The organism is Pseudomonas sp. IT-P218 (assembly GCF_949767605.1).
GTDB classification, from domain to species: domain Bacteria; phylum Pseudomonadota; class Gammaproteobacteria; order Pseudomonadales; family Pseudomonadaceae; genus Aquipseudomonas; species Aquipseudomonas putida_AE.
Genome location: NZ_CATKQQ010000002.1, coordinates 1 through 12,663, shown reverse-complemented (window position 1 = coordinate 12,663; position 12,663 = coordinate 1). Strand labels below are relative to the sequence as shown.

Annotated in this window: 13 protein-coding genes and 4 tRNA genes; 5 read left to right on the top strand and 12 right to left on the bottom strand. The window is 59.4% G+C overall.

The features are described 5' to 3' along the window. Positions 1 to 59: 59 nt before the first annotated feature. The 6 genes from clpP to ACM6I6_RS01030 form a co-directional block, all read right to left on the bottom strand. Positions 60 to 695 carry an ATP-dependent Clp endopeptidase proteolytic subunit ClpP gene (gene clpP / locus ACM6I6_RS01055; protein ID WP_274074631.1) on the bottom strand — a complete coding sequence of 212 codons (636 nt, stop codon included), beginning with the start codon at positions 693 to 695 and terminating at the stop codon, positions 60 to 62. A gap of 92 nt (positions 696 to 787) precedes the next feature. Next, positions 788 to 2,098, bottom strand: a complete 1,311-nt coding sequence (gene tig, locus ACM6I6_RS01050) for a trigger factor (protein WP_274074630.1) — start codon at positions 2,096 to 2,098, stop codon at positions 788 to 790. A gap of 395 nt (positions 2,099 to 2,493) precedes the next feature. After that, positions 2,494 to 2,569: transfer RNA gene (locus ACM6I6_RS01045), tRNA-His, on the bottom strand. Positions 2,570 to 2,647: 78 nt separating this feature from the next. Next, positions 2,648 to 2,732, bottom strand: a tRNA-Leu gene (locus tag ACM6I6_RS01040). A gap of 57 nt (positions 2,733 to 2,789) precedes the next feature. Beyond that, positions 2,790 to 2,865, bottom strand: a tRNA-His gene (locus tag ACM6I6_RS01035). A gap of 32 nt (positions 2,866 to 2,897) precedes the next feature. Then, a tRNA-Arg gene (locus tag ACM6I6_RS01030) sits at positions 2,898 to 2,974 on the bottom strand. Positions 2,975 to 3,249: 275 nt separating this feature from the next. On the opposite strand from ACM6I6_RS01030, the gene folD reads away from it, so the two are divergent. Together folD and pbpG are read left to right on the top strand one after the other, a co-directional pair. Further along, on the top strand, positions 3,250 to 4,104 hold the full coding sequence (gene folD, locus ACM6I6_RS01025; RefSeq protein ID WP_046817994.1) for a bifunctional methylenetetrahydrofolate dehydrogenase/methenyltetrahydrofolate cyclohydrolase FolD: 855 nt from the start codon (positions 3,250 to 3,252) through the stop codon (positions 4,102 to 4,104). A gap of 236 nt (positions 4,105 to 4,340) precedes the next feature. Next, positions 4,341 to 5,279, top strand: a complete 939-nt coding sequence (gene pbpG / locus ACM6I6_RS01020) for a D-alanyl-D-alanine endopeptidase (protein ID WP_274074628.1) — start codon at positions 4,341 to 4,343, stop codon at positions 5,277 to 5,279. Between the two features lie 937 nt (positions 5,280 to 6,216). On the opposite strand, the gene ACM6I6_RS01015 is transcribed toward pbpG, so the two are convergent. From ACM6I6_RS01015 to ACM6I6_RS01005, 3 genes are all read right to left on the bottom strand, one after another. Next, entirely contained in the window at positions 6,217 to 6,432 is a 216-nt protein-coding gene (locus tag ACM6I6_RS01015) for a hypothetical protein (RefSeq protein ID WP_274074627.1), read from the bottom strand. Between the two features lie 19 nt (positions 6,433 to 6,451). Beyond that, positions 6,452 to 6,658, bottom strand: a complete 207-nt coding sequence (locus ACM6I6_RS01010; RefSeq protein WP_274074626.1) for a DUF6021 family protein — start codon at positions 6,656 to 6,658, stop codon at positions 6,452 to 6,454. An 87-nt stretch (positions 6,659 to 6,745) separates the two neighbouring features. Beyond that, positions 6,746 to 7,474 (bottom strand): peptidase C39 family protein, encoded by a 729-nt coding sequence (locus tag ACM6I6_RS01005; protein ID WP_323629338.1) that lies wholly within the window; start codon positions 7,472 to 7,474, stop codon positions 6,746 to 6,748. A 179-nt stretch (positions 7,475 to 7,653) separates the two neighbouring features. Between ACM6I6_RS01005 and ACM6I6_RS01000 the strand changes: the two genes are divergently transcribed. Beyond that, positions 7,654 to 7,809: a hypothetical protein gene (locus tag ACM6I6_RS01000; RefSeq protein WP_274074803.1), complete on the top strand. Its 156-nt coding sequence runs from the start codon at positions 7,654 to 7,656 to the stop codon at positions 7,807 to 7,809. 71 nt (positions 7,810 to 7,880) lie between these two features. Here ACM6I6_RS01000 and ACM6I6_RS00995 read toward each other — a convergent pair whose 3' ends face one another. Next, positions 7,881 to 8,630 (bottom strand): TerC family protein, encoded by a 750-nt coding sequence (locus tag ACM6I6_RS00995; RefSeq protein ID WP_274074624.1) that lies wholly within the window; start codon positions 8,628 to 8,630, stop codon positions 7,881 to 7,883. Positions 8,631 to 8,659: 29 nt separating this feature from the next. Next, positions 8,660 to 8,902, bottom strand: coding sequence for a hypothetical protein (locus tag ACM6I6_RS00990; protein WP_274074623.1), 243 nt, complete (start codon positions 8,900 to 8,902; stop codon positions 8,660 to 8,662). Between the two features lie 135 nt (positions 8,903 to 9,037). On the opposite strand from ACM6I6_RS00990, the gene nhaR reads away from it, so the two are divergent. Then, positions 9,038 to 9,937 (top strand): transcriptional activator NhaR, encoded by a 900-nt coding sequence (gene nhaR / locus ACM6I6_RS00985; RefSeq protein WP_274074622.1) that lies wholly within the window; start codon positions 9,038 to 9,040, stop codon positions 9,935 to 9,937. Positions 9,938 to 9,941: 4 nt separating this feature from the next. Here nhaR and ACM6I6_RS00980 read toward each other — a convergent pair whose 3' ends face one another. Continuing rightward, positions 9,942 to 11,096, bottom strand: coding sequence for an MFS transporter (locus ACM6I6_RS00980; protein ID WP_274074621.1), 1,155 nt, complete (start codon positions 11,094 to 11,096; stop codon positions 9,942 to 9,944). Positions 11,097 to 11,425: 329 nt separating this feature from the next. Here ACM6I6_RS00980 and sstT point away from each other — a divergent pair, with 329 nt between their 5' ends. Further along, positions 11,426 to 12,658 (top strand): serine/threonine transporter SstT, encoded by a 1,233-nt coding sequence (sstT, locus tag ACM6I6_RS00975; RefSeq protein ID WP_274074620.1) that lies wholly within the window; start codon positions 11,426 to 11,428, stop codon positions 12,656 to 12,658. Positions 12,659 to 12,663: the final 5 nt, after the last annotated feature.

The following is a 12,663-nucleotide window of genomic DNA, read 5'->3' as shown; positions in this document are numbered from 1 at the left end:
CTTTTTCAAGCCCGCTGGTGATCGGACCCGCCGACCACCCCTATTTTGAGCTGCTTATTTTACGCGGGGCGCTGGTTGATCACTTCATCGATCAAGCCGTATTCCTTCGCAGCTTCTGCACTCATGAAGTTGTCGCGGTTGGTGTCGCGCTCGATTTCTTCCAGAGTACGCCCGCTGTGCTTGGCCATCAGCGTGTTCAGACGCTCGCGGATGAAGAGGATTTCCTTGGCATGGATTTCGATATCCGATGCCTGGCCCTGGAAACCGCCCAGTGGCTGGTGAATCATCACACGCGAGTTCGGCAGGCAGTAACGCTTGCCTTTGGCACCGGCCGTCAGCAGGAACGCGCCCATGCTGCACGCCTGACCGATACAGGTGGTCGACACGTTGGGTTTGATGAACTGCATGGTGTCGTAGATCGACATGCCCGCCGTCACCGAACCGCCCGGGGAGTTGATATAGAGATGGATGTCCTTGTCCGGGTTTTCCGCTTCAAGGAACAGCAGTTGCGCACAGATCAGGTTAGCCATGTAGTCCTCTACCGGACCCACCAGGAAGATCACTCGCTCCTTGAGAAGACGCGAGTAGATGTCGTAGGCGCGCTCGCCACGAGCGGACTGCTCGACAACCATCGGGACCAGGCCGCCTGCGGCCTGGATATCAGAGTTCTGCTGAATATACGAATTACGGAACATGCTCTGCAGTCACTCCCAAATAGTTATGTCTTGAATACGCATAAGCCAGCTCGAGAGCTGGCTTATGTGTGTGCTTCTTAGCGCAAAAATGATCAGTCGGCTTGTGGAGCTTCTACCGGCTTGACCGCTTCTTCGTAAGAGACCGATTTGTCGGTCACGCTAGCTTTCTGCAGAACAGTATCCACAACTTGCTCTTCCAGCACAACCGAACGAACTTCGTTCAGTTGCTGGTCGTTCTTGTAGTACCAGGACACAACTTGCTCAGGCTCCTGATAAGCCGAAGCCATTTCCTGGATCATCTCGCGAACGCGGGCTTCGTCAGGCTTCAGGTCGAATTGCTTGACCACTTCAGCCACGATCAGGCCCAGGACAACACGGCGCTTGGCTTGCTCTTCGAACAGCTCGGCCGGCAGTTGGTCAGGCTTGATGTTGCCGCCGAACTGTTGAACAGCCTGCACGCGCAGACGGTCGACTTCGTTGGACAGCAATGCCTTTGGCACTTCGATCGGGTTGGTGGCCAGCAGACCGTCCATGACCTGATTCTTGACCTTGGATTTGATCGCCTGGCGCAGTTCGCGCTCCATGTTCTTGCGAACTTCGGTGCGGAAGCCTTCCAGACCGGTTTCCTTGATGCCGAATTGAGCGAAGAACTCTTCGTTCAGCTCTGGCAGTTTTGGCTCGGAAACGGTGTTGACGGTCACGGTGAACTCGGCGGTTTTGCCAGCCAGGTCCAGGTTCTGATAGTCCTCAGGGAAGGTCAGGTTCAGAACGCGCTCTTCGCCGGCTTTAGCGCCAACCAGGCCGTCTTCGAAGCCAGGGATCATGCGGCCGGAACCCAGGACCAGCTGGGTGCCCTTGGCGGAACCGCCAGCGAACACTTCACCGTCGACCTTGCCAACGAAATCGATGTTCAGCTGGTCTTCGTTTTGAGCGGCGCGATCAGCCACTTCGAAACGGGTGTTCTGCTTGCGCAGGATGTCCAGCATCTTGTCCAGATCGGCGTCAGCCACGTCAGCGCTCAGGCGCTCTACGGCGATACCTTCGAAACCGGCAACGGTGAACTCAGGGAACACTTCGAATACGGCTACGTATTCCAGGTCCTTGCCCGCTTCCAGGGATTTTGGTTCGATCGACGGCGAACCCGCCGGGTTCAGCTTCTGCTCAACCACAGCTTCGTAGAAGGAAGACTGGATCACGTCGCCTACAGCTTCCTGGCGAGCGTCAGCACCGAAACGGCGCTTGATTTCGCTCATTGGCACTTTGCCTGGACGGAAGCCAGCAATCTTGGCCTTTTGGGCGGTCTGCTGCAGACGCTTGTTGACCTGGCTCTCGATGCGCTCAGCCGGCACGGTGACGCTCATGCGGCGCTCAAGAGCAGTAGTATTTTCAACAGAAACTTGCATGGATATTCCTCGTTGCACAGACGTTAGCCGGCCGTTTCCGACCCCAGAATCAAGGGCATGCATTCTAGTGGGTCAAACTCAAGAAGTCACCCTACTGAAAACGGGTAAAAACGCAGCAGGCAATTTATAGGTGCGAATGCACGAATGCACCTCGCCCCGATGGCAAATACAACCAATCACGCCAGGGCTCTGCGCCAACCTTTCTATATATAGAGGAGGTCGCCAATCATCTCCCTGGCAGCCGATCTCGCAAGCAAGGCCGGCGGGCAACACGGCATCATCGCGAAACATAAAAACGACGAAACGCCCTGCCCTTGCGACCCGGTACCTGCGGTCGCTGAATCTGCTGAAACAAAAAAGGCGCCAGACTATTAATCTGGCGCCTTTTCGAAATATGGGGTGGACGATGGGGATCGAACCCACGACAACGGGAGTCACAATCCCGTGCTCTACCAACTGAGCTACGCCCACCATATTGCGTAACAAAGAAGCCAAATCACTTCTTTGTTGAACCTCAACCAGGCCAGGCGGCATGGATGAAGTCTTGTTTGGTGCGGATGAAGAGACTCGAACTCTTACGCCTCGCGGCGCTGGAACCTAAATCCAGTGTGTCTACCAATTCCACCACATCCGCGGGATGAAGCCTTTAAAGCAAAGGCGCCAGACTGTTAATCTGGCGCCCTTCGAAATATGGGGTGGACGATGGGGATCGAACCCACGACAACGGGAGTCACAATCCCGTGCTCTACCAACTGAGCTACGCCCACCATATCGCGTTACTTGTGCCAAAGCTGCCTAATGGCGCACCCGGCAGGACTCGAACCTGCGACCATCCGCTTAGAAGGCGGATGCTCTATCCAGCTGAGCTACGGGCGCCTTGTTAATCTGTACTCTTGGAGGACTACAAACTAAGTGCTTTTCAGTCTTGCAGAACCGTAATCCCGCTCAACCTTCTCAACCAGTGCTAGGCTGTGCCCGACAAGTGCGACGAATAGTATAGAGCCCCCCGCAGGTCGTCAAATCCTTTTTGAAAAAAATTCATTTAATTAAAGGGGTTAGCGGAATTTGCAGACCAAGCGCCTTTGCCCTCACCGCATGACATGCGAGAATGCGCTCTCTTTTTTTCCCCTCTCGATGGTTAATCACGCGCAATGACTGCACAACTTATCGACGGCAAATCGATCGCCGCCAGCCTGCGCCAGCAGATCGCCCAACGCGTCAACGAGCGTCGCCAGCAAGGTCTGCGCACGCCGGGCCTCGCGGTGATCCTGGTCGGCAGCGATCCTGCCTCTCAGGTTTATGTCTCGCACAAGCGTAAAGACTGTGAAGAGGTCGGCTTCCTGTCCCAGGCCTATGACCTGCCTTCCGACACCACCCAGCAAGCGCTGGCCGACCTGATCGATCGCCTCAATGACGATCCGGCGATTGACGGCGTCCTGCTTCAGCTTCCTCTGCCGGAACACCTGGATGCCTCCAAATTGCTGGAACGCATTCGCCCGGATAAAGACGTCGATGGTTTCCACCCTTATAACGTCGGCCGCCTGGCCCAGCGCATCCCGCTGCTGCGTCCCTGCACCCCGAAAGGGATCATGACCCTGCTGGAAAGCACCGGCGCCGATCTCTACGGGATGAACGCGGTGGTGGTCGGCGCTTCCAATATCGTCGGACGCCCGATGGCGATGGAACTGTTGCTGGCCGGTTGCACCGTGACCGTCACCCACCGCTTCACCAAGGACCTGGCCGGTCACGTCGGCCGTGCCGACCTGGTGGTCGTCGCCGCCGGCAAGCCGGGCCTGGTAAAAGGTGAGTGGATCAAGGAAGGCGCGATCGTGATCGACGTTGGCATCAACCGCCAGGAAGACGGCAAGCTGGTGGGTGACGTGATCTACGAAACCGCCCTGCCCCGTGCCGGCTGGATCACTCCGGTGCCAGGCGGCGTTGGCCCGATGACCCGCGCCTGCCTGCTGGAAAACACCCTGTACGCCGCTGAAACCCTGCACAGCTGAGGCGCAGGTAGAGGCAACCAGCGACACAAGGAACCCCGCCCATGGCGGGGTTCTTTTTTGCCCGCGGAACGGAATGACCATCCGCCGGAAAATGACGTTTTTTTCACGTTTCGAGGGTCTTTCACTCTGCCTCGAACAACCATCGACAGTTATTCAGCCATACTCCAGAATGTCGCGCTTTTCGGGAAATAGCCCGTTACAAAACGGCTTATCAACACTTTATTGAGTCTGCCAGCGTGAAAATCCGTCTTTCCATCCTGAGCCTATTTTTTGCAGTTACAGGGACTTTCCTCACGCCAATCGCCAGTGCCGACGAGACCACCGCAGCGCCGCGGGATACCAAGTCACTCAAGCTCGCTTCCGGCAGCTCCTTGCTGCTGGACCTGCAGACCAACAAAGTCATCTATGCCAGCAACCCGGACGTCGTCGTCCCCATCGCTTCGGTCAGCAAACTGATGACCGGCCTGGTCGTGGTTGAAGCCCGGCAGAACATGGACGAATATATCAACATCGACATCAGCGACACGCCGGAAATGAAAGGCGTGTACTCCCGGGTAAAACTCAGGAGCGAACTGCCGCGTCGGGAAATGCTGCTGATTGCCCTGATGTCCTCCGAAAACCGCGCCGCCGCCAGCCTGGCCCACCACTATCCAGGCGGCTATGCGGCGTTCATTGCCGCGATGAACGCCAAGGCCCGGGCCCTGGGCATGACCAACACCCATTTCGTCGAGCCGACCGGTCTCTCCGCGCGCAACGTATCGACCGCGCGCGACCTGAGCAAACTGTTGATCGCCGCGCACAAATACCCGTTGCTGACCGAGCTGAGCACCACCAAGGAAAAAACCGTCACCTTTCGTAAACCCGTCTATAGCCTGGGTTTCCGCAATACCGACCATCTGGTGCGCAAGCCGGACTGGGACATCCAGCTGACCAAGACCGGTTTCACCAACGCAGCAGGCCACTGCCTGGTGCTGGTGACCCGGATGAGCAACCGTCCGGTTGCCCTGGTGCTGCTCGACGCTTATGGCAAATACACGCACTTTGCCGATGCCGCGCGCATCCGCAATTGGGTTGAAACCGGCAAGAGCGCTGCCGTGGCTTCCGCCGCCTTGCAGTACAAATCGGACAAGAACCTCAAGCAGCGCCAGAGTGGCGTGGTTGAAGCTTCGAAGTAAGCCGGCCGCTACAGCAGACAAAAGCCCCGATCAATCGGGTAATGCTGTTCACTTTAGGTTGGAGGGCCCCAGGTGGTATTTGGATTAGGTGTATATCCATTCCTGCGGTAACGGCCACCTATGGTTTCGCTCTTACAGCGAGTCACTTGGAAAAGCCCCAAGTAACCAAGGGCTCTTGCCCCTGACGTTCGGTGCCTCGCTGTGGCTCGGCATGCCCTCGCTCCGGTCCTGCTCCGTGGGCCCGTCGCCATCGGCCATCCATGGCCGAGGGCGACTAAACCGGCATCCATGCCGGTTTACCCACTGCGCAGAACCTCCACTCGGCCTCTCGATGGGGCAAGAAAATCAAAAGCCAAAGCAAAAGCGAGGCGGCCTGACAGCCGACCTGATTAAGGGACCTGTCTACGATCCAATTGTGGGAGCGAGCCGGCTCCGGGCGGCGCTCCGACGATGGACGTCCAGATAGCGCGATCCTCCAGACAGGGCGCGTTATCGTTGACGTCCATCGTCGGAGCGCCGCCCGGAGCAAGCTCGCTCCTACAGGGGAACGTGCTCACTTGAAACCAGGTCGGCTGTCAGGCCGCCTCGCTTTGCTTTTGATCGTGGCGCCCCGTTAAACCACGATGGCCGAACGCAGGCATTGCGTAGTGGGTAAACCGGCAGGACGCCGGTTTAGCCGCGCTGGGCCAGGGACGGCCCATCGCGGCGACCCACGGAGCAATGCCGGAGAGAGGGCATGCCGAGCCACAGCGAGGCACCGAGTGGTGGGGCAAGAGCCTTTTGGTTACTTTTGGGCTCTTCCAAAAGTGACTCGCTGTAAGAGCGAAACCATAAGTGGCCGTTACCGCAGCAATGGATATTCCCCCAATCCAGTTCTTAACAACACCATGCTTAAGTGAACAGCATTACGATCAATCGGGGCTTTTTTCGTCAGCGATTAATCGTTGGGCAGTGGCATCTGGTCGTCATCCGGAATGCCATCACCCTTGCTTGGGTCGTGCCATCCCTGCGGATGTTCGGTGGGCACCACCGTTGGCCGCGCCAGCGGATCGCGCATCGGACTCTCCGGATCCATCACCGGGTCGATGTCCTGCTCCGGAGTGGTCGGTACGGTTTCCGGACGCTTGTCGTTGAAACTCGAATCGGTAGACATACGCACCTCCAGGAGGCAATCAGGGTTTCAGGTCACCGAGTGGATCGTAGGGTTTGGCCGGCGCCTTGGAGTTGTCATCCGGCTTTACGTCCCTCGGTGCCTTGGCCGGCCCGATGGGATCGACCGCCGGGTCAGCAAGGTCCGGGGAGTCGGGATCAAAGTCCAACTCATCGCCGGACGAATGCTCGGACGAGTGAGGACCGTCGGGGGTATTGGAATGGGCCATGGCGCCTCCTGAGGGCCCGGGAAAATCCGGGCCTTCCCTATAAGAGGCTGGCAATGGGCGCAGGTGCCCGGCGGGTGACGAACGGGCCTACTGCGCGCCCAGCGCTTTTTTCGCCTTGGCGGCAGCCTGTTCCTGGCCTGCCTGGGCGAGATCGCTGGCTGCCTTGAGCCAGCGTTGCTGATCGACCTGGGCAGGCAGTTGGATCGGATTCTGGATCAACACCGCCCATCCACCGGCATCCTTGAATGCCGATTCGAACGAGCCGAAGCTCATCATCAACCGCTGATCCATGCCTGCGCGCAGCAAGACGGTCTGCTTCTGCCGGTTGTAGCCGGTCAAAATCGCGTAACGCGGCTCGGCCCACAGCGCCGAACCTTCAGTAAAGCGCACCATCACCGGGTACCCGGCCGCGACCTGGGTCAGCAAGGCCGGCAGGTTGCTGTCGAGGGGATAGACCACCATCCCGTATTCGCGGGCGAGGTTCTGCATGTTCTGTTGCAACTGGGCTTCGGCGCCCGGCAAGCGCAGCGGTTTATCGAGGAGCCCCGGGGTAATCACGATGCCCTGCTGCGACAGCATGCTCGCCAAAACCTGCGGCCCGCTTTGGTTCGCCACCCCCTTGTAGAACCGCCCGCTGAGTTCGACCCGCTCCGGCAGGCGCTGGATCTGCGGCGCAACGCTTCCCGCGCATCCCCCCAGACTGGCAACGCACCCGACAATCAGCGCCGCCGATAGCATTCGAGAAATCACTCGCACCATCATCACTCTCTTGATCAGTTGCCTGGCAATCGCATTCCCGGCTTGGCCGTCGATCATAGGATGCCGCACCGCAGCGGTATAGCCTTAACCCGCAGTTGTTTGCATTCGATAGAGCAAACTGGTTGGTGATAGGCGACCTTTGGTCAATAGCCTGAAACACGCCAGCGACTAGACTGTCACTTGGATAGTGAGTGTGCCCGCTGCAGGGCAAAGAGGAGGCCTGGATGAGCCTGGCAATGACAATCGTAATGCTGATTTCCGGCTGGCTGGCGGTGGCCGCCGCCATGTTGTGGGGCGTCCTGCGCATTACCCGCCGGCACCATCACCCTGCTCCGCCAGTACCGCTGACGGAAACCGATAAAGGCGCCGCGCAGCACGCCACCGTCCACTGAATCACAATCTTCGGTCACCCATAAAAAAACGGCCGCCTGGTTTCCAGGCGGCCGTTTCGTTTCAGCGAGGGTCAGGCTTCAGAAGCAACCCGCTTCTGCCTTGCCCGCCGGGACATCATGTTCAACACCTCGATCGCAGCCGAGAACGCCATCGCGGCATACACGTAGCCCTTCGGTACATGGGCGCCAAAACCTTCGGCGATCAGCGTCATGCCGATCATGATCAGGAAGCCCAGGGCCAACATCACGACCGTCGGGTTGTCATTGATGAACTTGGCCAGGGGATCCGCCGCCAGCAACATCACCAGCACCGACACCACCACGGCAATGATCATGATCGGCAAGTGCTCGGTCATGCCGACAGCGGTGATGATGCTGTCGATGGAGAACACCATGTCCAGCATCAGGATCTGGCCGATCGCCGCGGCAAAGCCCAGGGTTACGGTCGAAGTAGCCGACTTCGGATCTTCCGGCGCCGGGTCCATGCTGTGATGGATCTCGGTGGTGGCTTTCCACAACAGGAACAGGCCGCCGGCGATCAGGATCATGTCCTTCCAGGAAAACGCATGGCCGAGAATCTCGATCACCGGCGAAGTCAACTGAACGATGAACGCGATGGTGCTGAGCAAGCCCAGGCGCAGGATCAGCGCCATGCCGATACCGATGCGCCGCGCCTTCTGCCGATGCTGCTCGGGCAGTTTGTTGGTCAGGATCGAAATGAAGATCAGGTTATCGATGCCGAGCACGATTTCCATCACCACCAGGGTGGCCAGGGCGACCCAGGCGGTGGGGCTGGCGGCTAGCTGTAAAAGGTATTCCATGGGTCAGTCCTGACTCGTTGTAAGACGGTTTAGATTTCCTGGGAGGAAGATTCGGATTTTTCCGCTTCTTTTTCCGATGATTCTTTTTTGCTGATCAGCCCGCCGGTGGCTTCGCTGAGCGCTTGCTCGGCGGCTTTGTGCGTATCGTCGATCGCCTGCTTCGCGCTTTCGGCAGCCGCACCCATCAACTGCTGGGCACTTTTTTCCGCCTGGTCGCAACCGGCCAGAACCAGTAAAGACGTGATCAGCAGCGCCGTCGCTTTTAGTTTCATATGATTTTCCTCGATATAACGAACGCGGCCGAAACGAAGGCCCGTTGATAGCGAGGGATTCTAGGGAAATGAATACTTCAGGAAAATTCGTATTTTTAGCGGTTATACTTCGGTTTTTACGAACCGTTGATTCCCATGCTCAACTATCGGCAATTGCATTACTTCTGGGTGGTCGCCAAGACAGGCAGCATCGTGCGCGCCTGCGAGCAACTGAACCTGACGCCACAAACCATCAGCGGGCAGATATCGCTGCTCGAACAGACCTATGGCATTGAGCTGTTCCGTCGGGTTGGTCGGCAGCTTGAGCTGACGGAGGCCGGGCGACAGACCCTGACCTACGCCGAGCAGATGTTTCAGCTGGGGGGCGAACTGGAATTGATGTTGCGGGCGCAGCCCAACGAGCAGCAGATCCTGTTTCGCGTGGGCGTGGCCGACGTGGTGCCCAAGTCCATCGTCTACCGCCTGATCGCGCCGACCATGGAATTGAATGAGCCGCTGCGCATCACCTGCCGCGAAGACAAGCTTGAGCGGCTGCTGGCCGACCTGGCCATCCAGCGCCTCGACCTGGTGATATCCGACAGCCCGATGCCATCGCACCTGGACATCAAGGGCTATAGCCAGAAACTTGGCGAATGCGGGATAAGTTTTTTTGCCACCGCCGAATTGGCCGCGCGTTACGGTCAGGATTTTCCCCGCGGCCTGCATGGCGCGCCCCTGCTGATTCCCGGGCCGGAAACCGTGGTGCGCAGCCGCTTGCAACGCTGGTTCGCCGAGCAGCAGATCCAGCCGCAGATCGTCGGCGAGTTCGACGACAGTGCCTTGATGCAGGCTTTCGGCCAGTCCGGCAGCGGTATTTTCATCGGCCCGAGCGTGATTGCCGACGAAGTGAAACGCCAATACGGCGTGCAGGTGATTGGCCAGACCGACGCAGTCAGCGAGTCGTTCTACGCCATTTCGGTGGAGCGCAAGGTCAAGCACCCTGGCATTGTCGCCATTACCGAAGGTGCCCGACGCGAGTTGTTTACCGAACTGTGACGCCTCAGGCGCAAACTTCGCGGGGTTTGAACGTCATCAGCGCAATCGCCAGCAGGACCGAGGCGAGGATAAGCGCGGCCGCCGCGAAGCCAAGACCCTGCAGCCCTACGCGGTCAATCACCGAGCCGCCGATCATCGCGCCCAGGCCAATGCCCAGGTTGGCGCCGGCAATGTTCAGCGAAGCGGCGAAGGCTGGCGCTTCCGGCGCGGCTTTCATCAAGCGCACGTGACTGACCAGGAACATCGCCGCCTGAGTCACGCCCCAGATGCCCATCGCCGCCGCCAGACCGAGGGGCGAATGAATGTTCGGCACCAGGGCCACCAGGCCGGCAATCATCAACGCACAGAACATCATCGACGCCATCAGCGGGTGACGATCCACCGCACGCCCGCCCAGCGAGTTGCCGATCAACCCCACCGCGCCGAAGCCCATCAGGCACCAGCCGACCACAGTGCCGTTGAACCCGGCCAGGCGCTCGAGGATGTCGGCCAGGTAGGTGTAGGCCGTGAACATGCCGCTGAATACCACCACCGACAGCAACACATGCCCCAGCATCAGCGGGCTGCGCAGGATCTTGAACTGCGAAAGGAAGCTCACCTGATGCTGGTGCAGGTTGGTTTTCGGCAGGTAGATAAACAGCAGCAGCGCCTTGGCAAACGCGATGACCGCCAGGATGGCGAACGCACTGCGCCAGCCGAACGCGTCGGAAATCAAGGTGCCCACGGGAATGCCGAACACCGTGGCGCAGACAATGCCGAAGCCGATCTTGGCGATGGCGCGGCCGGCGTATTCCGGCCCGACGATGTCCACCGCAGTCTCGCTGGCCAGGGCCCAGAACACCGGCAACCCCAGCGCCGGGACCAGCCGGGCAAACGCCATCACCCAGATGTTCGGCGCCAGCGCCGCCAGGGTGTTGGCCAGGCCGAACAGGATCAGCACCGAGATGAACAGCTTGCGCCGCTCGAAGCGGGCGAAATACGCCGTGAGGAACGGCCCGAAGGCGGCGACGGTGAAGGCGAACAGGGTGACCAGCAGGCCGGCTTGCGGGATGCTGACGTCCAGGTCCCGGGCGATGGCCGGCAACAAGCCGACGATGACAAATTCCGTGGTCAGCACCGTGAAACCGGCGGCAGACAACAGAAGAATGGGCAACAGCATGCACAACTCCAGAAAAAACGACGACACCAGCGATAGCCCGAAGGCCCACTGGCAGAGATGAAATGAGGATGGCGAATGTTAACAGAGTGATAACGGATGCGGTTGCACGAACCTGCAAATTGCGTTGCGTAGCCGAGCGGCAGTTCGTCACAGGTCTGAAGGATCGTGCCTACGCTGTGATAAAGTCCGCGCCCTGCAAAACGTAACACCCTGTGTTCATCGATCTTTCATGACGTCGATGGCGCGACCTTCTTCGGTTTCCTGCCTGTGGTCTGCCCCGCAGCAGCGGCGAAACCTTGCACTTATAAAAAAATACGAGATGCCGTTTTATGACCGCTTCATCCCCTTCTCTATTGCAACGCCTGAAACGCCTGAGCCTGGTCACGCAAATCGTGATCGGCCTGGTCGCCGGTATTGCCCTGGCCCTGTTCGCGCCTGAAACGGCGAAGTCCACCGCATTTATCGGCAAAGTGTTCGTCAGCGCGCTGAAAGCGGTCGCGCCGATCCTGGTGTTCGTGCTGGTCATGGCGTCGATCGCCAACCACAAGCACGGCCAGGAAACCCACATCCGGCCGATTCTGTTCCTGTACCTGCTGGGGACTTTCGCCGCCGCCGTGGTCGCGGTGGTTGCCAGCATGATGTTCCCTTCCAGCCTGGTGCTGTCGACCCACGACGTTGCGGTGACCGCACCGGGCGGCATCGGTGAAGTGTTGCAAAGCCTGCTGCTGAGCGTGGTCGACAATCCGGTCAGCGCCCTGATGAACGCCAACTTCATCGGCATCCTGGCGTGGGCCATCGGCATGGGCATTGCCATTCGCCATGCCGGCAACACCACCCGCGAAGTGCTGGGCGACCTGTCCAATGGCGTGACCGTGATCGTGCGCCTGGTGATCAGCTTCGCCCCGCTGGGGATCTTCGGCCTGGTGGCCTCGACCCTGGCCACCTCCGGTTTCGGCGCCTTGATCGGCTACGCGCATCTGCTGGCCGTGCTTCTGGGCTGCATGCTGTTCGTGGCGCTGGTGATGAACCCGCTCATCGTGTTCTGGAAACTGCGCAGTAATCCGTATCCACTGGTGCTGACCTGCCTGCGCGAAAGCGGCATCACCGCGTTCTTCACCCGCAGCTCGGCGGCGAACATTCCGGTCAACCTGGAGTTGAGCAAGCGCCTGGGCCTGCACGAAGACACCTACTCGGTGTCGATCCCGCTGGGCGCCACCATCAATATGGCCGGTGCGGCGATCACCATCACCGTGCTGACCCTGGCGGCCGTGCACACCCTGGGCATCGCCGTGGACATCCCGACCGCCATTCTGCTGAGCGTGGTGGCGGCCATCTGCGCCTGTGGCGCGTCGGGCGTGGCGGGTGGTTCGTTGCTGCTGATCCCGCTGGCGTGCAGCCTGTTTGGCATCCCGAGCGAAATCGCCATGCAGGTGGTGGCGGTCGGTTTCATCATCGGCGTGTTGCAGGACTCGGCGGAAACCGCGCTGAATTCGTCCACTGATGTGCTGTTCACCGCGGCGGCTTGCCTGGGTGAAGAGGCGAAAGCAGAACGTCTGGCCTGACACAT

Excerpts from the sequence above, each read along its gene's own strand:
- clpP (WP_274074631.1), bottom strand. The coding sequence starts at position 695 with ATGTTCCGTAATTCGTATATTCAGCAGAACTCTGATATCCAGGCCGCA.
- tig (WP_274074630.1), bottom strand. The coding sequence starts at position 2,098 with ATGCAAGTTTCTGTTGAAAATACTACTGCTCTTGAGCGCCGCATGAGC.
- folD (WP_046817994.1), top strand. The coding sequence starts at position 3,250 with ATGACTGCACAACTTATCGACGGCAAATCGATCGCCGCCAGCCTGCGC.
- ACM6I6_RS01015 (WP_274074627.1), bottom strand. The coding sequence starts at position 6,432 with ATGTCTACCGATTCGAGTTTCAACGACAAGCGTCCGGAAACCGTACCG.
- ACM6I6_RS01010 (WP_274074626.1), bottom strand. The coding sequence starts at position 6,658 with ATGGCCCATTCCAATACCCCCGACGGTCCTCACTCGTCCGAGCATTCG.
- ACM6I6_RS01005 (WP_323629338.1), bottom strand. The coding sequence starts at position 7,474 with ATGATCGACGGCCAAGCCGGGAATGCGATTGCCAGGCAACTGATCAAG.
- ACM6I6_RS01000 (WP_274074803.1), top strand. The coding sequence starts at position 7,654 with ATGACAATCGTAATGCTGATTTCCGGCTGGCTGGCGGTGGCCGCCGCC.
- ACM6I6_RS00995 (WP_274074624.1), bottom strand. The coding sequence starts at position 8,630 with ATGGAATACCTTTTACAGCTAGCCGCCAGCCCCACCGCCTGGGTCGCC.
- ACM6I6_RS00990 (WP_274074623.1), bottom strand. The coding sequence starts at position 8,902 with ATGAAACTAAAAGCGACGGCGCTGCTGATCACGTCTTTACTGGTTCTG.
- nhaR (WP_274074622.1), top strand. The coding sequence starts at position 9,038 with ATGCTCAACTATCGGCAATTGCATTACTTCTGGGTGGTCGCCAAGACA.
- ACM6I6_RS00980 (WP_274074621.1), bottom strand. The coding sequence starts at position 11,096 with ATGCTGTTGCCCATTCTTCTGTTGTCTGCCGCCGGTTTCACGGTGCTG.
- sstT (WP_274074620.1), top strand. The coding sequence starts at position 11,426 with ATGACCGCTTCATCCCCTTCTCTATTGCAACGCCTGAAACGCCTGAGC.